This is a genomic window from Burkholderia ubonensis, from assembly GCF_902833085.1.
In the GTDB taxonomy this organism is placed as follows: Bacteria; Pseudomonadota; Gammaproteobacteria; order Burkholderiales; family Burkholderiaceae; genus Burkholderia; species Burkholderia ubonensis.
The window spans coordinates 301,575-325,851 of the sequence record NZ_CADFEB010000009.1 but is presented as its reverse complement, the minus strand read 5'-3'; the positions used below and the strand labels follow the sequence as shown (position 1 = coordinate 325,851).

Sequence of the window (24,277 nt, the reverse complement as noted above, 5' to 3'; positions counted from 1 at the left end):
TCAGTCGTCGGTGCGGAACAGGTCGAGCACGCGCTCGCGCTCGGCCGCGTCGACCGCGGCGGGCATCGCGACGCCCGCCGCCGCGTCATGTCCGGCCACGGCGGACGCGCCCGCCGGCGCAGGCGCGGCGGCGCACGCGAAGTCGCTGCGCACGAACGGCGGCACGTCGGCCGTGCACGTGCCCTGCGTGTATTCCGCATAGACGAAATCGCCGTCGACGACCGCGACGTCGCGCGGCTGCGCGGCATCGGCCGGCGCGCGTCCATCGACCGCCGTCTTCATGTAGTCGAGCCATACCGGCAACGCGAGCGTCGCGCCGGTCGCGCGCCCCACGCCGCGCGGCGTGTCGTAGCCGAGCCACGCGACCGCGACGACGCCCGACGAATAGCCGGCAAACCACACGTCCTTCGAGCCGTTCGACGTGCCCGTCTTGCCGGCCGCATCGTCGCGGCGCAACGCGAGCGCGCCGCGTCCGGTGCCCGCGCTCACGACGTCGCGCAGCATGCTGTCCATCATGAACGCGTTGCGCGCGGAGATCACGCGCACGCCGGCCGCGGGCGACGCTTCATACAGCACGCCGCCGTGCCGCTGCTTCACCGACGCGATCAGGCGCGGCTCCAGCCGCATCCCGCCGCTCGCGAACACCGCATACGCGCTCGCCAGCTCGAGCGGCGTGACCGCGCCCGAACCGAGCGCGAGCGGCAGCGACGCGGGATTGCGCCGCGCGTCGAAACCGAAGCGCATCGCATGCTGCTGCACGTATTGCGGATCGGCCGCCTGCATCAGGCTCACCGCGACGAGGTTCTTCGAGCGCACGAGGCCGCGCCGCACCGGGATGAAGCCCTCGTAGCGGTTGCCGAAGTTGCGCGGCCGCCACGGCTGCGCGCCGGTCTCCGCGCGGGTCAGCGTGCGCTGCGTATCGTCGACGAGCACGCCCGGGAAATAGCCCTTCTCCAGCGCCGCCGAATAAACGAACGGCTTGAAGCTCGACCCCGGCTGGCGATACGCCTGCAACGCGTGATCGAAGCCGTTGCGGGCAAAATCCGCGCCGCCGACCAGCGCGAGCATGTCGCCGCTCGCCGCGTCGAGCGACACGAGTGCGCCTTCGAGCGCGGGCTTCGCATCGCGCGCCGCCGGCTGGCGCCGCAGCCCGCGCGCGAGCGCCGCTTCGGCCGCGTGCTGGTCGCGCATCGAGATCGTCGTCGTCACGTCGAGACCGAGCGTGTACGCATCGTCGTGGAAGCGCTCGACCATCATGCGCCGCGCGCGTTCGGCCACATACGGCGCGGCGAGAATGCCGGGCGGCGGCGTGGTCGACAGCGCGAGCGGCGCGTCGACGGCCGCGCGATACGTCGCGTCGTCGAGCCGGCCGAGCGCATGCATGCGGCCGAGCACGTAGTTGCGGCGCGCGGTCGCGCGCGCGGGATTGACGACCGGATTGAACGCGGACGGCGCCTTCGGCAATCCGGCCAGCACCGCCGCCTCGCCCGCGCTCAGCGCATCGAGCGGCTTGCCGAAATACACCGACGCGGCCGCCGCGAAACCATACGCGCGCTCGCCGAGGTAGATCTCGTTCATGTACAGCTCGAGCAGCTTGTCCTTGCTGTATTCGCGCTCGAGCTTGTACGCCATCAGGATCTCGGCGAGCTTGCGGCTCAGCACCTTGTCGCGCGTCAGGTAGAAGTTGCGCGCGACCTGCATCGTGATCGTGCTGCCGCCCTGCCCCGGCTGCCCGGTGACGAGGTTCGCGAACGTCGCGCGCGCGAGGCCGCCGAGGTCGACCGCGCCATGCCGGTAGAACTGCGCGTCCTCGGCCGCGAGCAGCGCGTCGCGCATCAGCGGCGGCATGCGTTCGAGCGGCACGAACTCGCGGCGCTCGACGCCGTATTCGGCGAGCAGCTCGCCGTCGCGGGAAAAGACCCGCAGCGGCAGCGCCGGGCGATAGACGGCCAGATGCTCGACGGACGGCAACTGCGTCCAGATGCGCTGGATCGTCCACGCGCCGATGCCGGCGCACGCGACCGTCAGCCCGAGCAGCACGCCGGCGAGCATGCGCCACACGCGGCGGCGTGGCGGGGCGGGAGGTGGGGAAGCGGTAGTGTCGGTCATGTCGGGCTCCTTCTTCGATGCGGTGAATCCGCGGCGCGCAACCTGTCGCCGCTCGTCGCGAAAGGCGCGCATTGTCGAAGGGATGCCCCGAAACCGGAACATTCTTTAGCCAATGTTGGGCTGGCTAAATTTTATTTAGGGATGAGTCTGGGTCGTTCGCTACGGACGATTCGCCTGCCGTCGTGCGACGCTCGGCGCCGCGCCGGTCCACCGTTTATAGGCTTGCGAAAACGACGACACGTCGCAGAACCCGAGCGCCTGCGCGATCTCCTTGATGGACAGGCGCCCTTCGTCGATCAGCGCCTGCGCCCTGGCCTTGCGCACGGCGTTCGAGATGTCCCGGAAGCATGCGCCCTCCTCCTGAAGCCGGCGCTTGAGCGTGCGCTCGCTGGTGTTGAGCAGCGCCGCGATGTCCTTCAGTTGCGGGGGGCTGTCGAACGTGTGCGTGGCCAGGTATTCGTTCAGGAACGACACCATGTCCAGGCGGGTGCGCCTGCGCGCGAGCAACTCGGCGCACATGCGCTCGCACATCGCCGCCGTGACCGCATTCGCTTGCGGCAGCGGCCGTTCGAGGTGGGCATGCTCGAACGTGAGGGCGTTCGCGGGCTGGCCCGGCCGAATCCTGGCGCCGAGGACGTGGCGCTTTCCACCGGGCTCGTCGCCGTAAGCGAGGTCGAACGCGGCGAGTTCGAACTCGCTGCCGATCACGTCGCGCAGCACCCGGCAGGTCGCGCCCATCGCCCGCTCGACGAAGAAGCGCTGCAATTGCCCGGACAGCTCCGGCGCAGGCTCGAACGTGATCACGTCGTGCCGCCCGGCGCGGCGATGCGCGATCCGGACGAAGGTATAGGTCAGCGCCGGATAGCGGCCCGCGAGCGCGATGGCCGCCTTGCCCGTCGCGCTGCTGAGCAGGCCGTACCCGAGCAGTCCGTAGGCCGACAGGTGGTAGGACAGGCCGACCTTCAGGCCGACGCCGCCTTCGTGCCCGATCAACCGCAACAGGTTCGACGCGACCGTCAGCTCCTGCGCGGCCAGCACCGTGAAGTCGGGGTCGGCGAGCTGCTTCAGCGTGAGTTGCGAGCCCTTGAGCAACGCCGGCGGCGCGATCTGCCGGCCGCGCGCGTACTCGATCATGAGCAGGACGGAAGCCGGACTGCGTGCAAAGTTCCAGACGTTCATGGGGCGCCTCGCCACGGGGTTGGCCTAGATTCTAAAGCGATTGGCCTGCCCCGGCATGGACTGCCCGAGGCTGCCCGGCCAAGATTGGCGGCATCGCAACCCGCACCGCGGCGGCGTCATGAACGTCGCCCCGTGCACCTCACCGGACCCCGCCGCCATGCCTGACACCTACGCAAGCCAGACCGTCTGGCGCGACATGCAGAAGTTCCTCCCGCCCGACTTCCAGTGGAAGGACGACCAGCTGCCACGAGAGGAATGGTGGAGCTGGCACGGCCATCGCCTCCATCTCGACACGTACCGCAACCCGCGGGCATCGGTGAAGGTCATCCTGTTCCACGGCGTCGGCACCAACGGGCGGCAGATGTCGATGATCGTCGGCGAGCAGCTCGCGCGGCGCGGCTACGAGACGATCGCGGTCGACATGCCGGAATACGGGATGACCGAGGTGGCCAGGGGCGCGCTGATCCGTTACGACGACTGGGTGCGCGCCGGCAGCGATCTCGTCGATGCGGAACGGGCCAGGGACGGCCGCCCCATCGTGCTGTACGGACTGAGCGCGGGCGGCATGCTCACGTACCACGTGGCCGCGACGAACCGGAAGGTGAAGGGGATCGTCGGCATGACGTTTCTCGATCAGCGTCTTCAGCAGGTGCGCGACGAGACCGCGCGCAACCGGTTCATGAGCCGCGTCGGCGGGCCGATGACGAACTTCGCCGCGAAGACGCCGCTGAAAGCGCTGCGCGTCCCGATGACGTTGGCGAGCAAGATGTCCACGCTGGTCAACGACGACGCTGCCCTGAAGGTCTGGCTGTCCGACCGGCGCTCGGCGGGCAACGCGATGACGATGGCCTTTCTCGCTTCCTACGTGTCGTATCGGCCCGTGACGGAGCCGGAGGATTTCGACGTCTGCCCGATCCTGCTGACCCAGCCCGCCGCCGACCGATGGACGCCTTTGCATCTCAGCGAACTGTTCCTCACGCGGGTCCGGAAGGTGCCGGTGAAGGTCGTGATGCTCGACAACGCCGGGCACTATCCGCTCGAGCAGCCGGGGCTCGCTCAGATGGTGGAGGCGATCGATGCGTTCTATCGCGAGGTGGCGGCGCAGTCGTCGGTTGCCGACTGAGTCTTGTCGACCGAAAACAAAAAACCCGCCGGCTTGCACCGGCGGGCCCGTTCAGCGATCGCGCGTTTCGCTCAGCGCGCCGCGTTCAGCGTCAGGTTCATGTGACGGTTCACGTCCTTGTACAGCAGGTAGCGGAAACGGCCGGGGCCGCCCGAGTAGCATGCCTGCGGACAGAACGCGCGCAGCCACATGAAATCGCCGGCCTCGACCTCGACCCAGTCCTGGTTCAGGCGATAGACCGCCTTGCCTTCGAGCACGTACAGCCCGTGCTCCATCACGTGCGTTTCGGCGAACGGAATCACGCCGCCCGGCTGGAACGTCACGATGTTCACGTGCATGTCGTGGCGCATGTCGCTCATGTCGACGAAGCGCGTCGTCACCCACGCGCCGTCGGTGCCCGGCATCGGAATCGGCTCGACGTCCTGCTCGTTGGTCACGAACGCTTCCGGCGGCGCAATGCCGTCGACGGCCTGGTAGCGCTTGCGGATCCAGTGGAAGCGCGCGGCGGCGTCGCTGACGTTGTGCAGCGTCCAGTTCGCGCCCGGCGGAATGAACGCGTAGCCGCCCGGCTTCAGCACGTGCTTCGAACCCTGCAGCGTCAGCTCGACTTCGCCGTCAACGACGAACAGCACGGCTTCGGCTTCCTTGTCCTGCTCGGGCTTGTCGCTGCCGCCGCCCGGATTCACTTCGACGATGTACTGCGAGAAGGTCTCGGCGAATCCCGACAGCGGGCGCGCGATCACCCACAGGCGCGTGTTCTCCCAGAACGGCAGCCAGCTCGTGACGATGTCGCGCATCACGCCCTTCGGAATGACCGCGTACGCCTCGGTGAACATCGCGCGATCGGTCAGCAGGTCGGTCTGCGGCGGGTGGCCGCCATGCGGCGCGTAATACGTTGTCTTAGACATAAGCATCCAGGCAATGGGTGGGTCCGTTCCGCGGCGGCGTGACGCCGCTGCCGGGGAAACGTGAAAGCGGTGCGGCTTCCGCTCGCCGGCCCGCACGGCCTTGCGGTGACGCAACGGCGGCGGGCACGGTTGACGATATCGAAGTCGCCCGCGATTCACCAATTAAATGTTGGGATGGATGCCATTCGTTTTCGCACTACCCGCGCGGCGCGCAACGGCGTACGGAAAACCTGCGTGGAATCAGGAAGGCACACGCACGCGGCGTGCAGATCGGGAGAAATTCAGGAGAGCGGGTGCAGCGAGGCAACCTGCGGTGCCCGGCGGACGCGGGCGGCGCGTGCCGCCCGGCCGGGTCTTGGGCGTGACCGCCGCGTACTGCGGCGCGCCAGTCGCGCACCGCTCACGACGGCGTGTCACGCGGGGACGATCAGTCCCAGTCGCGGCGATGATGCTTATGGCGGTGACGGCGGCCACCGCGCTCGTCGTCATACGAGTTGCTGCGCGACATGTTGCCGCCCAGCGCCGCGCCTGCGCCGCCGCCGACGGCCGCGCCGAGGAGGCCGCCGGTGCGGCCGCCCATCGCGTTGCCCGCCGCGGTGCCCGCGCCGCCGCCGAGTGCGCCGCCGATGATCGCGCCGGTGCGCTCGCGACGGTTCGACGTGACCGCGCCGCCTGCGCCACCGCCGATCGCGCCACCGATCACCGAGCCGGTGCTGCCGCCGACGGCGCCGCCGACTGCCGCGCCGGCAACCCCGCCGAGCGCGCCGCCAAGCGCGTTGTTCAAATCACTCGCTGCTGCCGGCAGCGCAGTCGCGCCGGCAAGAGCGGCGACGACGAGGGTGGAGGCGATCTTCTTCCACATGCTCGGGTTCTTCCTTGTTCGCAATCTGTTATCGAGAGTTCGCTCTGGTATGACGATTGAATCGATCGGCGTTGATTCGAGCATTGTGCTGACCGCCGGACGAATTCATTTCATTGAGCTTGCGGCGAAGAATAGCATCGGTCCCCGACGCTTGCCTTCTACATTGTGGTAACAAGATGTTCGCACTTTGGAAACACTCGGCGCACCTGTCGCGGCAAGCCCGGAAACCCGCGCCGGCACTGGCTGCGCAGAGGTTCCGTCCCTCTGGAACGAGGCGCCGGCCGCGTCGCGCGGACGCCACTCGCGGTGCCGCCGGATACCGATCGAGGGCACGCGGTTGCGTATGACGGGCAAAGAGGGTCAGTAGACGCCGGGAATCAGCCGCCAGGTCCGCGCGCAATACGCGTCGTACTCGGCCCCGAAATGCGAGCGCAGCAGCGCTTCCTCGGAACGGATGCGCGCGACGAGCGGCGGAATCGTCAGCACGGTCAGCAGCACGCCGACGCCGGCGCGAAACGCCAGCGCCCAGCCCAGCGAATTGACGAGCAGGCCGAGATAGCTCGGATTGCGGATGACGCGATAGATGCCGTCCGTGACCAGCGTATGGCCGGGCTGGATCGCGACCAGCCCGCTGAAGCGGCGGCCCAGCACGAACACGGGCCAGAGGCGCAACGCGCCGCCGGCGATGTACAGCGCGACGCCGGCCCAGCGCAGCGTTTCCCCCTCCAGCGTCCAGACGTCCAGCCGGTCGGTGAGCGCTGGCAGGTACGCGGCGGCGAAGCCGATCGCGCCGAACGCGGCGAGCACCCAGCGGTTGCCGCGATCCTCGCGCTCGCCTGAGCTCAGGTTGCCGCTGCTGAAGGCCGCGACGACGGTCATGACGACGGTCGCGATCGCGACGACCGTCAGCGCGGGATGCGAGAAGAACGCGGCGAACCCGCCGCTGCCGAGCACGGCGAGCCCGAGGTAGACGAGCGTGGCCGCGACCGACAGGGCCGCGACTTTGGGCGTGAGCGTCATGGCTGCCTCGCTGGGACGAGCGTTTTCCGCAGAAGTATAGGACGGCGGCGTCCCGGCGAGGCTGTGCCTGTTTGCGCTCGTTTGCGCCCCGCGCCGCGTCAGCGGATCCGGAACGAGCCGCCGATACCGACGCTGACCGGCGGCGCGTAATAGGCCGGTGCATAGCCGTAGTAGGCCGGCGCAGGCGCATAGCCGTACGGCGGCGCGACGACGCAGCCGGACAGGCCGCCGATCAGCGCGAGCGTGAGGAGAAGTCTGGACATGAGGGTTCCCGGTACAGGACGAATGACGCCGTGCGAAGGTTGCGCAGCGGGACGCGATGCGCCCGCTGCGAAACGCCCGAACCGCAGTCCATATCGTCCGATGAAGCGATGAACCGAGTGTAGCGTCCGCACGCTTGCGAGACGTTTCGCGCACCGTTACACGTGTTACCCGGGATGACCGCTGAAACATCCGGCGAGCCGGGCGCTGCCGCCCTGCTCGCCGCATCGCCTGTCGCGATGCGCGCCCGCGTCAGACGAAGCGTTCGCGAATGCGTTGCGCGATCGATTCGAGGGTCGCCGCGTCGGCGACGTCGCGCGCGTGCAGCTTCAGCGCAACGCCTTCCCAGCGCGGGATCACATGGAAGTGCACGTGCGCGACCGTCTGGCCCGCCGCGCGACCGTTGAACTGGCCGATGAACATGCCGTCCGGCTGCAGCGCATCGCGCGCGGCGGCCGCGACGCGCTGCGTCATCCGGATGCACGCGGCCGCGGCATCGGCGGACAGGTCGAAGATTTCCGCTGCGGGCTCCTTCGGGATCACGAGCACATGACCGTCCGCCTGCGGCATCAGGTCCATGATCACGAGCGTGGTGTCGTCTTCCGCGACCTTGACGCACGGCAGGTCGCCACGAAGGATTTTTGCGAACGGGTTGTTGGTGTCATAGGACATGGCAGGTTCCGATAAGCGTGAGTCCGGGATGTCGATCGAGTCCGGACGATTATCGGCCGACCGCCGGACGGATTTCAACCTGTCAGGTTGCCCGGCGCGCGGCATGCATCGATGCACGCGCAACCCATGCAGACGAAAGGAATAACCGTGTACGTCAATGCGTTTACGCACAGCGCCGCTTCGCGCCGCGCGCCGCAACGCCGCGCGCGAGCCGACGCCGGACACCCGTAGACTGCGCAGGCCGGCAGCCCGGATGGTCTTTCACGATCGTCTACTGGAGTCATGCCATGATCCCTCTCCCCTCCTGTCGTTCCCCCGACCCGCCAGCCATCGCCCGCACGTCGCGCGCGATGGCCCGCACGCTACGCCGCGCGGTCTGCGGCGCCGGTCTGGTCGCGCTGTCGTCGGCCTTCGCATGGGCTGACGGCGGAACGATCCTGCCGCCGTCGTCCGTCATCGCGTCGACGGTGCCGACCAACGGCGACCTCAACCCGTACGGCATCGCCTTCGTCCCGCCCGGCGTGCCGGCATGGAGCACGCTGAAGCCGGGCGACGTCGTCGTGTCGAACTTCAACAACAGCTCGAACCTGCAAGGCACCGGCACGACGATCGTGAAGCTGTCGCCCGACAACTCGCCGACGGTCTTCTTCCAGGGCCAGAACCTGGGCCTCACGACCGCACTCGCGGTGCTGCGCAGCGGCTTCGTGCTGGTCGGCAACGTGCCGACGTCGGACGGCCAGCACGTCATCCCGCCGGGCTCGCTGCTCGTCATCAATCCGCAAGGCAATCTCGTCAAGCAACTGGTCGACGCCACGCTGCTCGACGGGCCGTGGGACCTGACCGTGATCGACGGCGGCCAGCGCGTGACCGCGTTCGTGTCGAACGTGCTGAACGGAACGGTGGCGCGGATCGATCTCACGATCGACAGCAACGGCGTCACGATGCTGCCGAGCTCGCGCACCATCGCGTCGGGCTACACGTTCCGGACCGATCCCAACGCGCTGGTCGTCGGCCCGACGGGTCTTGCGTACGACGCCAACAGCAACGTTCTCTATGTCGCGTCCACCGGCGACAACGCCGTGTTCGCGATCCAGAACGCCGCGACGACGAATCGCAACGCCGGCGTTGGACGGCTGGTCTACTTCGACAAGGTTCATCTGCACGGCCCGCTCGCGCTGGCGCTCGCGTCGAACAGCCATCTCGTGACCGCCAACGGCGACGCGGTGAACCCCGATCCGCAACACCCGAGCGAGATCGTCGAGTTCACGATAGGCGGGCAATTCGTCGCGCAGATGCAGGTCGATATCGTCCCGGGGGCGGCATTCGGTCTCGCGTTTGGGCGCGACAGCAACGGCCAGCCGCAGTTCGCGGCCGTCAATGACAACACGAATTCCGCGACCGTCTGGACGCTGCGTCCGAACGGCAACAATCAGCAATAACGCGGTAACCGGGCAAGCCGCCCACGCCAGAATCGGCGGCGGCCCATTCGATCGCAGGCGACGCGCAACCGGGGGCGCGGCCGAGGGGCGCGTCGCGCGTCGGCCTGTGCCTGTCTTCGTGTCCCGCCGGGGGAGTCCGCTCGACCCCGGGCCTTGCCCGGGGGACGGCGGCATCATGCGCCGCGCCGCGACACGCCCGCGATTGCCACCACGCGCCCGAACCTGCGACACTGCCGGTCGTGACCCGACGGCAGACCATAGGACGCTCGCGCATGACGCCCCCCATCAAGCCGCTGCTTCGACGCGCCGCCGCGCTCGCGCTGATCGCCGCGCTCGGCTACGCGGGCTACACGCTGTCCCGGCTCGCGCCGATCGCGACCGGCTACGCGGCCAAGGCGCTGTGCTCCGGCGTGTTCGTATCGGGCCGCCCCGCGGCGTCGGTGATCGACGTGGACATCATGGCGGGCGTGCATCCGCTGCTCAAGCTGGTCCGTCCGTCGGTCGACCCCGCCCGTCATCTGGCGCGCGCCACCTTCGCCGGCTTCGCCGGGCGCGAAGCGGTATTCCGGCCGGGGCTCGGCTGCACGCTCGCGCTCGGGCCGTCGACCGGCGCACTGCCCGCCGCGCTGCCCGACCCGGCCCCGCCGCCCGCCGCGCCCGCGGCAGCGCCCGCGCCGGATGACGGCGTGGACGCGCGCAAGCTGCGGACGGCGCTCGACCGCGCGTTCGACGAGCCCGATCCCGCGCGGCCGCGGCGCACGCGCGCGGTGGTCGTGCTCCATCGCGGCCGGGTGATCGCGGAGCGCTACGCGCCGGGCTTTTCGGCGGAGATGCCGCTGCCCGGCTGGTCGATGACCAAGAGCGTGACCGCCGCGCTGATCGGCATGCTCGTCGCGCAGCACAAGCTCTCGCCGGACGCCTCGGCGCTGCTGCCCGAATGGCGCGACGCCGGCGATCCGCGCGCGCGCATCACGCTCGACGAACTGCTGCGGATGACGAGCGGCCTGCGATTCAACGAAGACTATGACGACCCGCTGTCCGACGTCGCCGTGATGCTGTTCACGCAGCCCGACGCCGCGCGCTTCGCGTCGGCCAAGCCGCTCGACGCGCCGCCGGGCACGCGCTGGCATTATTCGAGCGGCACGAGCGCGATTCTCGCGCGCGTGTTGCGCGACGCGATGGGCGGCACGGAAACCGACTACCTCGCGTTCCCCCAACACGCGCTGTTCGCGCCGCTCGGCATGCGCAATGCGTTCTTCGAGCCGGATGCATCGGGCACGCTCGCGAGCGCGTCGTTCATGTATGCCAGCGCGCGCGACTGGGCGCAGTTCGGGCAGCTGCTCCTCCAGGACGGCGTGTGGGACGGCAAGCGCCTGCTGCCCGAAGGCTGGGTGCGCTACATGGCGCGCGCGACGCCGCAAGCGCCGCGCCAGGAATTCGGCGCGCATCTGTGGGTGAAGGTGCCCGAGCCGTTCAACGACCCCGATCCGCACGCGCCGGCGCTGCCGGCGGACGCGTTCCATGCGGTCGGACACGAAGGCCAGTTCGTGAGCGTGGTGCCGAGCCGGCAGTTGGTGATCGTGCGGCTCGGTTTGTCGCGGCCGGAAGCCGCGTGGAATCACGAGGCGTTCGTCGCACGCGTGCTCGACGCGGTGCCGGCACGCGGCGAGTGAACGCGGCCGGGCCCGCGCGCCGGGGTGCGCTGGCTGCGGTTCGCGCCGCCTGCCGCTTAGGGCCTGTTCCCGCTCAGGGATTCTTGCTGCCGCCATAGGCCTCGAAGCCCGGACGCGCGGCGAGGCGCTCGACATAGCGCGTGACCGCCGGAAAATCCGGATGCTCGAACGGCGTGCCGAGCCAGCGGTTCACCGACAGCCCGATCGGAATGTCGGCGAGCGTGAAGCGCTCGCCGGCCACGAACGCGCCGGTCGCGTCGAGTTGCGCGTTCAGCACGCGCATGTGCTTCGTCCAGTCCGCGATCGACTTTGCGATGCCGTCCGGATTCTGATGATCGGGCGACTTTCTCACGAGGCCCTGAAACGCGAAGACCCACGAACGGTTCAGGTCCGAGGCCTGCCAGTCGATCCACTGATCGATCCGCGCGCGGGCCTGCGGTTCGGCCGGATAGAGCGCCTCGCCGCCGTAGCGGTTCGCGAGGTAGCGGATGATGGTGTTGGATTCCCAGAGCACGAAATCGTCGTCCTTGATGACCGGCACGAGGCCGTGCGGATTCAGCGCGAGGTAGGCCGGATCGCCGGTCGAACGAAAGCCGGCGCCCCAGTCTTCGCGTTCGAACGGCAGGTCGAGTTCCGCGCACAGCCACAACACCTTGCGCACGTTGATGGACGGGATCTTGCCGAGGATGTGCAGCATGCAGGCTCCTTGTTCCTTGTGAGGTCAGGGTACGGCGATTTCGGATTCGTCTGATTATCGCGGATTCCTTTCCGTCGAATCCATCGATGATCGCGTTGCAAGCAAAAAACCGGAAAGCGAGATTCATCGTTTGCACGCCTCGCTCACATCGGCTTCAGCACCATCAGGAAATAGACGGACAGCATCGCGAGAAACGCCGGATAGCCGAGCCGTTCCCAGGTCTTCGCGTAACGCCAGTACCTGTCCGGCAGTTCGGCGGCGCCGTTCGCATGCGCGAGCTTCGCCATCGCGGCCAGCTCGATCTGCAGCCACACGACCGGCAGCCAGCACGCGCCCGCAAGCAGGTACAGGCCGAGCGACGCGACGAGCCACGGCGTATCCCAGGGCCAGCCGGCCGCGTGCGCGAGCCATAGCCCCGACGCGGGCTGGAAGATCACGGCCGGCGTCGTGAACCACCAGTCGGCACGCACCACGAGACGCGACACGGCGGCGATCGCCGGCACCGAACGCGTGCGGTTCGCGAAGAACAGGTAGAACGCGGTGCCGAGCCCCGTGCCGACCAGCAGCACCGACGACACGATATGCAGCGCCTTGACGACGAGATAGATATTCACGAACGCTCCTCCTCAGCAAACAGGATCAACAGGACGGCGAGAATCGGCACGTTCTTGAGCACGGGGCCGAACGGTTCCGCCAGCAGGCCGGGCATCGCGACCGCGATGACGGCCGAGTACGCGACGATCAGCACGATTTGCGCAGCCCACAGGCGGCGCGACGGCGCGACGACGGTCGCGACGCCGAACACGAAATCGAGCGCGCATGCCGCATAGAGCGCGGCCAGCGCGGAGATTCCGGTCAGGTGCACGTGCGCGAGCAGCGCCAGGCTGTCGCGCAGCGGATGGATGAACGCGCTCGCGATGGCCGTCCAGATCCAGACGATCGCGAGCGAGCCCGTCAGCAGCGGACGCCGCCACGCCGCCAGCGCTTCGTGGCGCAGCGCCACGGCCTGCGCGCCGATGAACGCGCGCAGGCCGCGCGGCGGCCTGCCGAGCGCCGCGCTCGACGCGGCGACGTCGCCGGTATTGCCGGCGCGCAGCATCGCCCACGAGTCGCGCGTCAGCATCGCGCCCGGCATCCGCCCGGACAGCGTCGCCGCCACGGCGAACAGCGCCCCCGGCACACTGACCCGCATTGCACGCGGAAACCCCATCGCGCGCCGGTAGATCGCGAGCATCTCGCGGTACTCGACTTCGTCCGCGCCGACCACGTCGACGATGCGGTCGCCCGCGGCGGGCCGCTCGATCAGCCGCGCGACGAGCTCGGCCAGATCGTCGACGTGCACGGGCCGCAGCAACTGGCGGCCGCCGGCAGGCAGCACGTGCACCGGCAGGCTCGCGAGCATCCGGAAATAGCGTGCGGATGCGCCCGTCGCGCCGTACACGAGCGCCGGCCGCACGATCCGGAAATCGATCGGCAGCGTCTGCAGGTACGCGTCGGCGGCGAGCTTGCTCGCGAAATACTCGGTATCGCCGCGTTCGACGCCCAGCGCGGAAATCTGGACGATCTGCCGGACGCCGGCGCGGCAGCACGCATCGAACAGCGCGCACGGCGCCGCACGGTGCACGGCGTCGAGCGTCACGCCGCGCCGCCCGGTCAGCATGCCGACCGCATTGACCACCGCATCGATCCCGTCGAGCCGCGCGCGCCAGTGTTCGGGTTGCACGTCGCGCGCATAGTCGATCGCGATCTCCCCGGGGTCCGCCACCCGACGCCCGGCATGCACGCCACGCACGACGCGATGGCCGCCGGCCTCGAGACGCGCGCACAGCGCACGCCCGATGAATCCGTTCGCCCCGCAAACCAGGATATTCATGCCGATGCCTCCGTCGCATGCGCTGGCCACACCATTTTTCATCCTTTATTTACAGTTATTTCTGTATAGACAGAAATTCATACTCCGAAAAAAGCGGGCTGCATGCCCGCTTCGGCTTACTTCGACGACGGCTTGCGCCTGACGGTCTGGCTGATCTTCGCGCCGATGCCGAGCGCCTTCATCAACGTGTCCGGCTTGAGCCGCAGCATTTCGTCCGACCACGTCGTCAGCGTTTCGACGAACTGCAGCGTGTCGCGCAGGCGCTGCTCGGTCTCGCGGCTTTCGTCGGCGAGTTCCGGGCTCGTCAGGCAATCGCGCAGCACCGTGAGCGTCGGCTCGATCTCGCGCTGGCGCCGCCCTTCGACGATCAGCTTGAACAGCTCCCAGATGTCGGTCGACGTCTCGAAGTGATCGCGCCGGTCGCCCATCACGTGCACCACCTTCGCGAGCCGCCACGCCTGCAGTTCCTTCAGGCTCGTGCTGACGTTCGAGCGCGCGACGTTCAGCGTCTCCGCGATCTCGTCCGCGGCAACCGGCCGCCCGAGCAGGTACAGCAGCGCGTGAATCTGCGCGACGGTGCGGTTGACGCCCCAGCGGGAGCCCATTTCGCCCCAGTGGAGGATGAATCGTTCGGCAATCGGTGTGAGTTCCATGTCGCGAAATTTAGGCGTTTCAGTTATTTCTGTCAATAGAGAAATAACCGGCGGAAGGCCGGCGGGTTTTGGGGGGCGCTTGCCGCGTCGGCCGCCGCTTCCTTTACAATGCGCGAACTTCGCCGTTTCCAGGCTTTCCGCTTTTATAGAAGAGGGTTCCATGATCATCAAACCGCGCGTGCGTGGCTTCATCTGCGTGACGACTCATCCCGTCGGCTGCGAAGCCAACGTCAAGGAACAGATCGACTATGTGACTTCGCATGGCCCGATTGCCGGCGGCCCGAAAAAGGTGCTCGTGATCGGCGCATCGACCGGCTACGGCCTCGCCGCTCGCATTTCGGCCGCGTTCGGCTCGGGCGCGGACACGCTCGGCGTGTTCTTCGAGCGCGCCGGCAGCGAAACGAAGCCCGGCACGGCCGGCTGGTACAACAGCGCGGCATTCGAGAAGTTCGCGGCCGCGAAGGGCCTGTATGCGCGCAGCATCAACGGCGACGCGTTCTCCGACGCGGTCAAGCAGGTCACGATCGACACCATCAAGCGCGACCTCGGCAAGGTCGACCTCGTCGTCTACAGCCTCGCTGCGCCGCGCCGCACGCATCCGAAGACGGGCGAGACGATCAGCTCGACGCTCAAGCCGATCGGCAAGTCGGTCAGCTTCCGCGGCCTCGACACCGACAAGGAAGTGATCCGCGAAACCGTGCTCGAGCCGGCGACGCAGGAAGAAATCGACGGCACCGTCGCGGTGATGGGCGGCGAGGACTGGCAGATGTGGATCGACGCGCTGCGCGAAGCCGGCGTGCTGGCCGACGGCGCGAAGACCACCGCGTTCACGTACCTCGGCGAGCAGATCACGCACGACATCTACTGGAACGGCTCGATCGGCGCCGCGAAGAAGGATCTCGACAAGAAGGTGCTCGCGATCCGCGACACGCTCGCCCCGACCGGCGGCGACGCGCGCGTGTCGGTGCTGAAGGCGGTCGTCACGCAAGCGAGCTCGGCGATCCCGATGATGCCGCTCTATCTGTCGCTGCTGTTCAAGGTCATGAAGGAAAAGGGCACGCACGAGGGCTGCATCGAGCAGGTCTACGGGCTGCTCAAGGACAGCCTGTACGGCGCGACGCCGCACGTGGACGACGAAGGCCGCCTGCGCGCGGACTACAAGGAGCTCGATCCGCAGGTGCAGGCGAAAGTCGTCGCGCTGTGGGATCAGGTCACGAACGAGAACCTGTACGAGCTGACCGATTTCGCCGGCTACAAGACGGAGTTCCTGCGCCTGTTCGGCTTCGCGATCGCCGGCGTCGACTACGACGCCGACGTGAACCCGGACGTGCAGATCCCCGGCATCATCGAAGTGTCGGCCTGAGCTCCAGGCCGCTTGACGCGCGGCGCGCTCAGCGCGCCGCGCCGTCCTCCAGATAGACACCCGCCGACGTCACCGCACGTCGCGCGCCGCGTCCCAGAGATCGCGTGCGCCCAGCGACGCGTGCCACGCGTCGAACTGCGCGCGCCAGGATTCCAGCGGCTCGCCGAGCGAATGGCGCGGGTCGCCGCTCAGCGAATACGCCATTCCTTCGATCAGCCATCTCGGCCGGGTCGCGACGGCCACGTTGCCGAGCACTTCGGCCTGCCTGAAGTGGATCAGCTCGTGCGCGAGATAGAAGCTCCGCCAGCCGCGCGGCGCGACCACCACGCCGATATTCCCGACCGCTTCCGCCGCGCGCCGCCCGAGGCCGAACGCGTCGGCGCACGCTTGCGTCGCGCAGAACACCACGCGCGGCGACGCTTGAAATCGGCCGGTGACGGCCGCCGCGCGCGCATAGCCGTCGCCGTAAAGTTGCCGGGCTTCGCCGAGCTTTGACGCATCGTCGGTGCAGATGTCCGCGTCCGGGCACGTGACGCCCGGAATCAGCGCGGGCGCGACGACGCGCAGCGGTTTCACGAACGCGAATGCCGCGATCGGGAGCGTGATCAGGAGACCGGTAACGGCGACGATGAGGTGTTTGCGTTTCATGGCGATGGGCGAAGGGGCGTCGTCAACCTGACGACAGGTTTCAATCGGCAGAAGAAACCAAACGGTACACCATCACGACGCGCGCCGGACGATCAGGCGACGCACGCGCTTGCCGGAAGACTGGTTGACCGTTTCCGTATCCGAAACGATCGTCGCATTGCGCATCGCCGCGGTAACCAGCGCCGCATCGAACGACGCATACAGCCTTCCGGATGCATCGCGCCGGCTCTCGCCTTCCGACACGCGCCAGCTCAGGTACAGCACGCCGCCCGGCTTCAGGATCGCGAGCAGGCGGCTGCACGCGTCGCCGATGTCATCGGGCGGCAGATGCATGATGACCGTCTCGCACAGGATGTTGTCGAACGACGCGTCGTCGATGCCGTCGAGCGCCGGGAGCGCCGCGTCGAAGAAGCGCAGATGCGGATGGCGCGTGCGCGCCTGTTCGAGCAGCCCCGGCGACGCGTCATAGCCGACGGCGGGAAAGCCGTTCGCGTTCAGCCACGCGACGTCCCGCCCGGCGCCGCAGCCGATATCCGCCGTTCGCCCGCCCGGCGCGAAGTGCTGCGTCAGCAGCGCATACATGTCCGCGGGCGCGGGCTGGTCCCGCCATTCGTCGGCAAACGCCTGCGCCGCCGTGTCGTAGGCGTCGATCGTGATCCGGTCCATTCAATTCTCCATTCGCTCCGTTCAAGACGTCGATTCGATTGAAGACAGCACGGCCTGAACCGGCTTGCCGAGCGTGCGCGCGACCGGCGATGCTAGCGCCGCGGGGCGCGCACCAGTTCGCGCTCCTCGTCGCGCAGCACCGCGTCGAAGCGCACGCTCACGTCGAAGCGGGTAGCGGCGTCGTGCCGCGCTACGGTCACGTCGACCGTGGCCGCCGGCAGCGCGATGCCCGTGCGGTCGGCCGCCATGTCGATCGACATGCAGATGCATGCCGCGAACGCGCATTCCAGCAGTTCGTGAGGGCGCATGCCGGCGTCGCCGCCGATGCCGTTCTTGCAGGTGTCCGCGACGATCCGGTGGCGGCCGGACGTTAATGCGACGCCGTAGCGTGCGCCTTGTCTCGTGGCAGTCGCCATGTCGGTCTCCGGTTCTGGGGCGGTGACAGGTTACGCGTTACGCGTACGCCGGAAAAGATGTGCAGCTATTCCGGTATCGGCAGTACTACGTGCGGCATGCGTGTGCAATCATGCATTGCAAATGCATACGCGCAAATATTCGTCCGGAAACCGCGCGAGCGTCCTGACGCGATGCGTTTGTGCGCGAATGCGTCGTTGACGTTACGATTTCTTCCACAGCTAGGTGACTAAGCCGTGCGGAAAAATTGTCCATTTCTAGCGCACCGCGAGCTGTAACCACGTGTAATCGATTTGCGCGTCAATCCTCCCTATGCTGCAAGCACTCTTCCGCAAGTCTTGAATTTCCTGAAAGTGACGCTTTGCTAGCTGGAAGAGATATAGACGCCATAGGCGTCGCCACTTAGCACATCATTTTTCAACGTTACTGCGTAAAAGGAACCACCATGTCTAAAAAGAGTACCTTCGAGATTATTGACGTCCTGACTGTGTTAGATGTCGAAACGATCGTTCAAAATCAAAGCCCACTCAGCAACACGCCATACCCCGCGACCGGGCTGCAAGGCAACGTTGTCTACATGTTGACCGCTGACAAGAACGCCATCTCAGGTCAGGGTGAAAATGAGTTGAACATCAAAGCTGACGGTGGCGATGTTATTCGCTGGCGCACCGTTTCGGTTTCCGACGAGTCAGACTACAAGGCCTATATTTACGCAATTAATTACAGTGAAGGTGCCGATCTGCTGAGTGGTCCGACACCGCACTCGACCAACTTCGACGATCCTTACCCCCCGCAGGGCTGGCCGACGTCGACGGATGAACTGAAAGAGGAAAATCGTGCAGATTTCTTCTGGCAAACCACCGCGGTAGGCGCGGGCAAAGCAACCTATCAACTTATCGTGGCAATTTATGACCGGAAGAAGAATCTGAAGGGCTACGTCACATGGGATCCGTACATCACCATTTCTAACTGAGGACGGACGAGCGCCGTAAATGCCGCCACATCCAGAGCGGGACCATGGCGCTTAGCCGCTTTCGGCGGGCAGGGTCAGCCTGCCCGCCATTCCTCTTTGCTGTAATCAGCCTGTTGCCATAGACAGTCATGGCAGTCGGATTAAAGAAACAACAGCGCTTTGTTCAACTCGGATTCGCGTCGCGATTGCGCGCACCAACCCAACTCCACCGGAACTGAGTAGATACGCTGCGCACCGAAAGGCGACGAGAAATGGCAAGGCCCCGGCGCGATGACCTGCGCAATGCGTGATCACCACCGACAACGTAGCCGCGTCGACAGACTGCCGCGTCGAGTTTGTCGTGCAGCGCAAGCCGCTCGCCGGATACAGGAATTCGGTATCCGAAAGCTTCGTGCGATCCCACGGGTGCGGGGCATCCGCGGCAAGATCCAGCAACAGGCTGACTTGGGTCGGTGCACGCTACACGGCGATACAGGCCGTCCGGATGACAGCCGAAGCCGATCGAAAAGCGACCGTCGACCAGATTCTCGGCAATCGCGGCCACTGCCGGCACACCGAGATCGTGCGTGATATCGAGCGCGCCCACAGACGCCACTTGATCGTTTCGAGAAAAATCGAACCACTTACGTCAACGCGTGCAACATCTCCTCGGCGCGTCTGGCGATGCGGACCATTCCCGCCGTTGTTGAAATTCCCAATGCGCGCCGGCACGCGTCCAACGCTGCCTCGCCGCTGCCTCGCGGATCAACCCGGCGCAGGTACTCGCACTTTTTCAGCAACAGCTGCGCTTCGTAATACCGTTCGCCAGTTGCATCGCACCACGCCAGGCATTGCTCGACCTGCGCGAGTGCAGCGTCATAGTCGCCACGCTCGGCATCCATCTCGGCAATCAGCGACGCATGGTAAGTCATGCCAAGCAGCCCGCCCGATTGCCGCAGCGCGTCGAGATTCGCAGCGACACCGTCGCGATCCCCTTCCGCCCATGCGCGGATGATCGCCGCATAGTGCTCGACCGCGCGCAGCCGATGCGCGTCCGACAGGCGGAGAATCGCTTCCGACACGGCGCGAGCCGCGTCGCGGTCCCCGGCCAGCTGGTGCATGCGTGCGAGGTACATCATCGTGACGCCAAGCGTCGGCAAATGGTCGACGCAGGTCGCGCAGTACACGGCCTCGCGCGCCATCGCGAGCGACGCCTGCGGATCGTCGTCGACGCACCAGCGCACGCTCGCGAGCGCGGCCATCGTCCACGCGCGCGTATCGAGCCCGAAGAGGCGCCGATGGTCCGCGTCGCGCCGCACGTCGTAGCCGGCCAGCGCCGCTTCGAAAGCCACCCGGGCGCGTGAATAGTGGCCGTCGACCCACAGGCTCATGCCGCGCATCGCATCCGCCGCGACCTGAACACCGGCATCGCCGCGATCGGCGGCGAGTGCGTCGAGCCGCATGCTGATCCCGCGCACGGTGCGGCGATCGCCGGCGACGTGGTAGCAGGTCGACAGCGTCCACAGCGCGCTGATGGCGAGTTCCTGGTCGTCGAGCGCCTGCACTTGCCGCAGAAGCTGCTCCGCCTGCTCGCGCACCCGCGGACCGGCCCAGCCGAATCGCGCCATCGTCGCGTGCGTCAACGTCGCGCGAATGCGCGCGCTGTCGTGCTCGCGTTGCGCGTAGTCGGCGTCGACGAGCCAGTCGGACACGGCCTGCCCGTAGCGGATCGCGTCGTCGTACCGGGCGCGTTCGAGCGCGCGGCGCGCCGCGTCGATGCCGTGGCCGACCGCCTCGACGAAGTCGCCCGCGCGCGCAAAGTGCCCGGCGACGCCGAACGCATGCGCACCCGCCCCGTGATCGGCTTCCACCGCCAGCGCGCGGCCCACGCGTGCATGGTTGCCGCGCCGCACGGCGGGCGGCATCGATTCATACGCCGCATCCCGAATCAACGCGTGGCGGAACGAATAGAACACGCGATCGCGCCGATGACGCGCGTACACGATCCGCTCTTCGAGCAGGAGCCGCAGATGCGCGTCGAGCGTGGCCCGATCGTGCGGCGACGCGCCGGCGAGCAGTTGCGCATCCACTTCGAGCCCGATGGTCGCGGCGAGCTGGGCGGTGTCGCGCGCGTCGTCGATCCGGTCGAATGCGAGACCCAGCATGCCGCCGAGACTGACCGGCAGCGGATAAGGGTCCGTTGCCCGCAGCCCCGGCAACGCGCCGTCCGCGTCGATCATCGCGCCGCTCGCCATGAGCTCGCGCGCGACTTCCTCGATGAACAGCGGGATACCCGCTGTGCGCTGGGCGAGCAAACCAAGCAAGGCCGGATCGACCGCGCCCTGGTCGAGCAGCGCCGAGACCAGGCGCTGCGCGTCGTCGCGCGACAGGCGGCGCAGCATCAGGCGCTCGGTCGAGCCACGCCAGCGATCGAGCTTGTCGGGGCGCGACGTGAGCACGACGCAAATGGCCCGCGCCCGCGGCGAGCGGCGCAGGAACGCGAGAAAATCCTCCGTCGAGCAGTCGATCCACTGGACGTCCTCGACGACGAGCAGGATCGGCGCGCCGTTGCCGAGCGAGACGATCAGCTGCTCCAGGACGTCGAACAGCACGTGCTGTTCGCGCGCGCTCGACCACAGGAATCCCTTGGCATCGCACGGCAGCCCGAGCCAGGTGGCAAGCGCCGCACGGGCCGTCGCGCGATCGCATTCGAGCGGCGCGATCATTTCGTCGATCGTCGCGAGGGCGAGATCGACGGGGCAATCGGCATCGATGTGCCAATGCGCACCGATGAACCGCAGAATCGGAAACAGCGCATGATTCTCCCGCTCGGGCAGGCACGCACAATGCGCGAACGCATGGCCCTGCGCCCGGATCGCCTCGCACAGCTCGTGGACGAGACGCGACTTGCCGATGCCCACCTCGCCGACCACGAGCATCGGCACGCCATGCGGCGCAGGCACGCCGCGCATCTCGCGACGGTGGCGTGCAAGCGCGTCTTGCCACGCGCGCATCAGCGCATCGAGTTCGCGCGCGCGGCCGACCAGCGGCGCCATCACGCTATCGTCGAGCGAATCGAACGGGGTGTCGGCGCAACGCTCGCCGAGCAATTCATGGACAGGCTGTGGCGCAAGACCCGCGCGCGTCAGCCGCAGTGAGGTGGGCCGATAATCGGCATGCCGTTCGAGGGCCAGCCGGGCATCGTCGCTGATCAGAATCTGCCCCGGCGCGGCAAGACGCAGCAACCTCGACGTAGCGGCGGGCATCGACACGCCCGACATCAGCGATGCGTGAGCGAGAACCTGCCCGACGTGAATCGCGGCGGCAACCTCCACGCGCCAGCTTTCGCCGGCGGCGCAGCTGCCGGAAGCCGGCAGCGCCTGCAGCCGTGCGCGCGCGGCAACCCGGACCATGTCGAGCGCCGCACGCGCAGCGCGCCGAGTCGGACGGTCAATATCGCCCTGCAGGCCGAAATGGAACAGCAGCGTGTCGCCGAGCCGCCCGCCGACCTGCGCGCCATAACCGACGGCGATGTCCGCGCACGCCGTCAGCCATTGCTCTTCGTAGCCGTCGAGCGTGTCCCCGTGATCGGCGCCGGCATGCCGCTGCCGGCCCTCTCCGGCGATCGTGACGCAGCAGCACAGCGTGGTGATCTGCCGGTACTTCCCGACCGTGCCGGTCGTTTCGCCGCGTGGCGCGACCATGCGCGGGCGCGCTCGCCGGCCTGCATGGCAAGCATCGAACTGGCCGACGAGCGCGGCGAAATTGAGCGCGCGAAACTGCACGACGAGTTCGTCGGCCGATGCGGCGCGCTGCTCCGGATTCTTGCTCAACGCGCGGCGCAGTACCGAGCCGAGCGGATGCGATGCGATCGACGGAGGCAATGCGATATCTACCGGACTCAACTGCTGATAGAGAACGTCGGCCACGCTCGCGCCACGCATAACGACCTCGCCCGTCAGGCATTCGATGACGACGAGCCCCCATGCGTACAGGTCGCTCTTGAGCGTCGGCGCCTCGTTGCGCAATTGCTCGGGCGCGCAATATTGCGGCGAGCCGAGCACTTCGGTCGCCTGCGTCGCCGTCTGGCCCTCGACGCCTTCCATGCCGGGCAGCAATGCGCCGATGCCGAAATCGAGGAGCTTCGCGTGCGGCCCGTCCTCGGCCATCGCGATCACGATGTTCTGCGGCTTCAGATCCCGATGCACGACGCCTCGCCGATGCGCGGCCGCGAGCGCGTCGAGCACCTCCGTCATCAGCCGGCCCGTGTCGACGGCCGACAGCGGCCCGTCCTCCGCAAGCCAGTCGCGCAGGGTTCGGCCTCGCACGAACTCGAAAACGACGAACAGTCGCCCGTCGGGCGCTTCGCCCTTGTCCAGCAGCGCCACGATATTCGGGTGTCGCAGCCCCTCGCACAGATGTGCCTCACGCCGAAAGCGCGCACGCCGGCGCGCGCGCTCCGCCACGCTCTTCGTCGCATCGTCCCGCATCAGCTTGATGGCGACGTCCTGCGCCGTGTCGCTGCAGGTGGCGCGAAAGACCACGCCGTCGCCGCCTTCGCCCAGCAGCGGGCCGAGACGGTAACGCCATTTGCCGGCGAGTTCGGCGAACGGCGCGACGGTGGCGAGTGACGCAGCGGGCTGTCGCGGTTCCGGCGTCCCCGGCACGACCGGCTCGCGATACGCGGGAAGCAGCACGGCCGTTTTCATGGGGTTCATAGGGTTTGGACGACCGGACCCGGCGACAGGCGGCGCATGCCGACATGCGGATCGAGGCCCACCGCCGACTGGCATTCGACGTGCTCGCCGCGAATAATGCGAAACGGAAAGTCTCCGAAGCGAACGCTGCCGCGCCGACGCTCGACGAGCTGGCTCGCGTCGAGCCTCGTCAGGGCCGCGAATTGGGTTCGCGCACGGTGAATCTGCACGTTGACATGGGAGGAATCGATGCCGAGCATGCGCGCCAGCTCGCCTAGTTCGATCCAGCCCTGCGTCGCGGCGTCGTAGCCCGCCTGCATGTCGACGGAGCGCGCCCGAGCGAGCGTGACGAGGCCGTAGTGATGGACGCGCTCGCCGAGGTCGACCATACCCCCGCGAACATGCAGCAGCATGCGTACATGTTCTTCGTTCCGGCTGACGAAGAATTCGAGCAGTCGCGCCGGCGCGGCAAGATCGGCGGGCGCGCCGAGCAGCATCGTCGCGCTGCTGCGCACGAGCGCCAGTCGCCACGTTGCGTCTCCGGCCGCGACTTCGTCGCCGTGACGCAAGGTTCGCGGCGGCAGCGTGTCGTCGCAGAGCCAGTCACCGGCCGGCGACTTGACGATCGTGACCGGCCGCGCGGCGTGTGCAGTCAGGATCTGGCTCGCTTCGAGCACGATCGGATGCGTCGCGCCACGGATCGGCCAGAGCGTATCGGCAGGGTCGTCGAGCGAATCGACACGCCACGGCGCAAGGCCCGCCTTCCCGAACCGGATCACGTCGCCGTGCTTCAACACCGCGTGCTCACCGTCGCGCAACGGCGTGCCCGATATCGACGTGCCGTTGCTGCTGTGATCGTGGAGTTCCCAACCGCCGCCGATCCAGCGGATATGGGCATGGACGCGGGAAACCGACGGATCCGGGATGACCGTGTCGCAGCGCGCGGCGTCGCGACCGAACACGTGATACGGGCGGAGCAGGCACGCTTGCCCAGAAGAATCGTTCTTGAGTGTCGCCATGGCCGCCCCGTTTCGGAAATGCCCGGATCGCTCGAATGCAGCTTCGACG

At 67.7% G+C, this 24,277-nt stretch carries 21 protein-coding genes; 5 read left to right on the top strand and 16 right to left on the bottom strand.

Going from position 1 to position 24,277, the window contains the following annotated elements:
- Complete coding sequence (locus tag HWX31_RS25690) at positions 1 to 2,109, bottom strand: penicillin-binding protein 1A (RefSeq protein ID WP_174965376.1); 2,109 nt, start codon at positions 2,107 to 2,109, stop codon at positions 1 to 3.
- A gap of 159 nt (positions 2,110 to 2,268) precedes the next feature.
- On the bottom strand, positions 2,269 to 3,288 hold the full coding sequence (locus tag HWX31_RS25685; protein WP_174965377.1) for an AraC family transcriptional regulator: 1,020 nt from the start codon (positions 3,286 to 3,288) through the stop codon (positions 2,269 to 2,271).
- Between the two features lie 157 nt (positions 3,289 to 3,445).
- On the opposite strand from HWX31_RS25685, the gene HWX31_RS25680 reads away from it, so the two are divergent.
- Positions 3,446 to 4,411, top strand: coding sequence for an alpha/beta hydrolase (locus HWX31_RS25680; protein ID WP_174965378.1), 966 nt, complete (start codon positions 3,446 to 3,448; stop codon positions 4,409 to 4,411).
- Between the two features lie 71 nt (positions 4,412 to 4,482).
- Here HWX31_RS25680 and HWX31_RS25675 read toward each other — a convergent pair whose 3' ends face one another.
- From HWX31_RS25675 to HWX31_RS25655, 5 genes are all read right to left on the bottom strand, one after another.
- Positions 4,483 to 5,319, bottom strand: coding sequence for a bifunctional allantoicase/(S)-ureidoglycine aminohydrolase (locus tag HWX31_RS25675; protein WP_174965379.1), 837 nt, complete (start codon positions 5,317 to 5,319; stop codon positions 4,483 to 4,485).
- Positions 5,320 to 5,746: 427 nt separating this feature from the next.
- Positions 5,747 to 6,181, bottom strand: a complete 435-nt coding sequence (locus tag HWX31_RS25670; protein WP_174965380.1) for a hypothetical protein — start codon at positions 6,179 to 6,181, stop codon at positions 5,747 to 5,749.
- Between the two features lie 360 nt (positions 6,182 to 6,541).
- Entirely contained in the window at positions 6,542 to 7,201 is a 660-nt protein-coding gene (locus tag HWX31_RS25665) for a methyltransferase family protein (protein ID WP_174965381.1), read from the bottom strand.
- 98 nt (positions 7,202 to 7,299) lie between these two features.
- Entirely contained in the window at positions 7,300 to 7,464 is a 165-nt protein-coding gene (locus HWX31_RS25660) for a hypothetical protein (RefSeq protein ID WP_174965382.1), read from the bottom strand.
- A 250-nt stretch (positions 7,465 to 7,714) separates the two neighbouring features.
- Entirely contained in the window at positions 7,715 to 8,134 is a 420-nt protein-coding gene (locus HWX31_RS25655) for an HIT family protein (protein ID WP_076475161.1), read from the bottom strand.
- A gap of 287 nt (positions 8,135 to 8,421) precedes the next feature.
- Here HWX31_RS25655 and HWX31_RS25650 point away from each other — a divergent pair, with 287 nt between their 5' ends.
- The gene (locus HWX31_RS25650) at positions 8,422 to 9,573 is read left to right on the top strand and encodes a YncE family protein (RefSeq protein WP_244143849.1); all 1,152 of its coding nucleotides are present in this window, start codon (positions 8,422 to 8,424) and stop codon (positions 9,571 to 9,573) included.
- 272 nt (positions 9,574 to 9,845) lie between these two features.
- Positions 9,846 to 11,246 carry a serine hydrolase domain-containing protein gene (locus HWX31_RS25645; protein ID WP_174965383.1) on the top strand — a complete coding sequence of 467 codons (1,401 nt, stop codon included), beginning with the start codon at positions 9,846 to 9,848 and terminating at the stop codon, positions 11,244 to 11,246.
- A gap of 73 nt (positions 11,247 to 11,319) precedes the next feature.
- On the opposite strand, the gene HWX31_RS25640 is transcribed toward HWX31_RS25645, so the two are convergent.
- The 4 genes from HWX31_RS25640 to HWX31_RS25625 form a co-directional block, all read right to left on the bottom strand.
- Complete coding sequence (locus HWX31_RS25640) at positions 11,320 to 11,943, bottom strand: glutathione S-transferase family protein (RefSeq protein WP_174965384.1); 624 nt, start codon at positions 11,941 to 11,943, stop codon at positions 11,320 to 11,322.
- 143 nt (positions 11,944 to 12,086) lie between these two features.
- Positions 12,087 to 12,557 (bottom strand): DUF2269 family protein, encoded by a 471-nt coding sequence (locus tag HWX31_RS25635; protein WP_059483068.1) that lies wholly within the window; start codon positions 12,555 to 12,557, stop codon positions 12,087 to 12,089.
- Positions 12,554 to 13,816, bottom strand: coding sequence for an SDR family oxidoreductase (locus HWX31_RS25630; RefSeq protein ID WP_174965385.1), 1,263 nt, complete (start codon positions 13,814 to 13,816; stop codon positions 12,554 to 12,556). Before HWX31_RS25630 ends, HWX31_RS25635 begins: the two co-directional genes overlap by 4 nt.
- 116 nt (positions 13,817 to 13,932) lie before the next feature.
- Positions 13,933 to 14,469, bottom strand: a complete 537-nt coding sequence (locus tag HWX31_RS25625) for a GbsR/MarR family transcriptional regulator (RefSeq protein ID WP_029226786.1) — start codon at positions 14,467 to 14,469, stop codon at positions 13,933 to 13,935.
- A 160-nt stretch (positions 14,470 to 14,629) separates the two neighbouring features.
- On the opposite strand from HWX31_RS25625, the gene fabV reads away from it, so the two are divergent.
- A complete protein-coding gene (fabV, locus tag HWX31_RS25620; protein WP_174965386.1) occupies positions 14,630 to 15,832 on the top strand; it encodes an enoyl-ACP reductase FabV in 1,203 nt (400 codons plus the stop codon).
- A 69-nt stretch (positions 15,833 to 15,901) separates the two neighbouring features.
- Here the strand turns inward: fabV and HWX31_RS25615 are convergent, their stop codons facing one another.
- From HWX31_RS25615 to HWX31_RS25605, 3 genes are all read right to left on the bottom strand, one after another.
- Positions 15,902 to 16,480, bottom strand: a complete 579-nt coding sequence (locus tag HWX31_RS25615) for a hypothetical protein (RefSeq protein ID WP_059775678.1) — start codon at positions 16,478 to 16,480, stop codon at positions 15,902 to 15,904.
- A 72-nt stretch (positions 16,481 to 16,552) separates the two neighbouring features.
- Positions 16,553 to 17,146, bottom strand: a complete 594-nt coding sequence (locus HWX31_RS25610; RefSeq protein ID WP_174965387.1) for a class I SAM-dependent methyltransferase — start codon at positions 17,144 to 17,146, stop codon at positions 16,553 to 16,555.
- A 92-nt stretch (positions 17,147 to 17,238) separates the two neighbouring features.
- On the bottom strand, positions 17,239 to 17,562 hold the full coding sequence (locus HWX31_RS25605; protein ID WP_244143848.1) for an OsmC family protein: 324 nt from the start codon (positions 17,560 to 17,562) through the stop codon (positions 17,239 to 17,241).
- Positions 17,563 to 18,005: 443 nt separating this feature from the next.
- Here HWX31_RS25605 and HWX31_RS25600 point away from each other — a divergent pair, with 443 nt between their 5' ends.
- A complete protein-coding gene (locus HWX31_RS25600) occupies positions 18,006 to 18,533 on the top strand; it encodes an AidA/PixA family protein (RefSeq protein ID WP_174965388.1) in 528 nt (175 codons plus the stop codon).
- 623 nt (positions 18,534 to 19,156) lie between these two features.
- Here the strand turns inward: HWX31_RS25600 and HWX31_RS25595 are convergent.
- Positions 19,157 to 23,230 carry a TOMM system kinase/cyclase fusion protein gene (locus tag HWX31_RS25595; protein WP_174965389.1) on the bottom strand — a complete coding sequence of 1,358 codons (4,074 nt, stop codon included), beginning with the start codon at positions 23,228 to 23,230 and terminating at the stop codon, positions 19,157 to 19,159.
- Positions 23,227 to 24,228 (bottom strand): FHA domain-containing protein, encoded by a 1,002-nt coding sequence (locus HWX31_RS25590; RefSeq protein ID WP_174965404.1) that lies wholly within the window; start codon positions 24,226 to 24,228, stop codon positions 23,227 to 23,229. The genes HWX31_RS25595 and HWX31_RS25590 overlap by 4 nt, the downstream gene beginning before the upstream one ends.
- Positions 24,229 to 24,277: the final 49 nt, after the last annotated feature.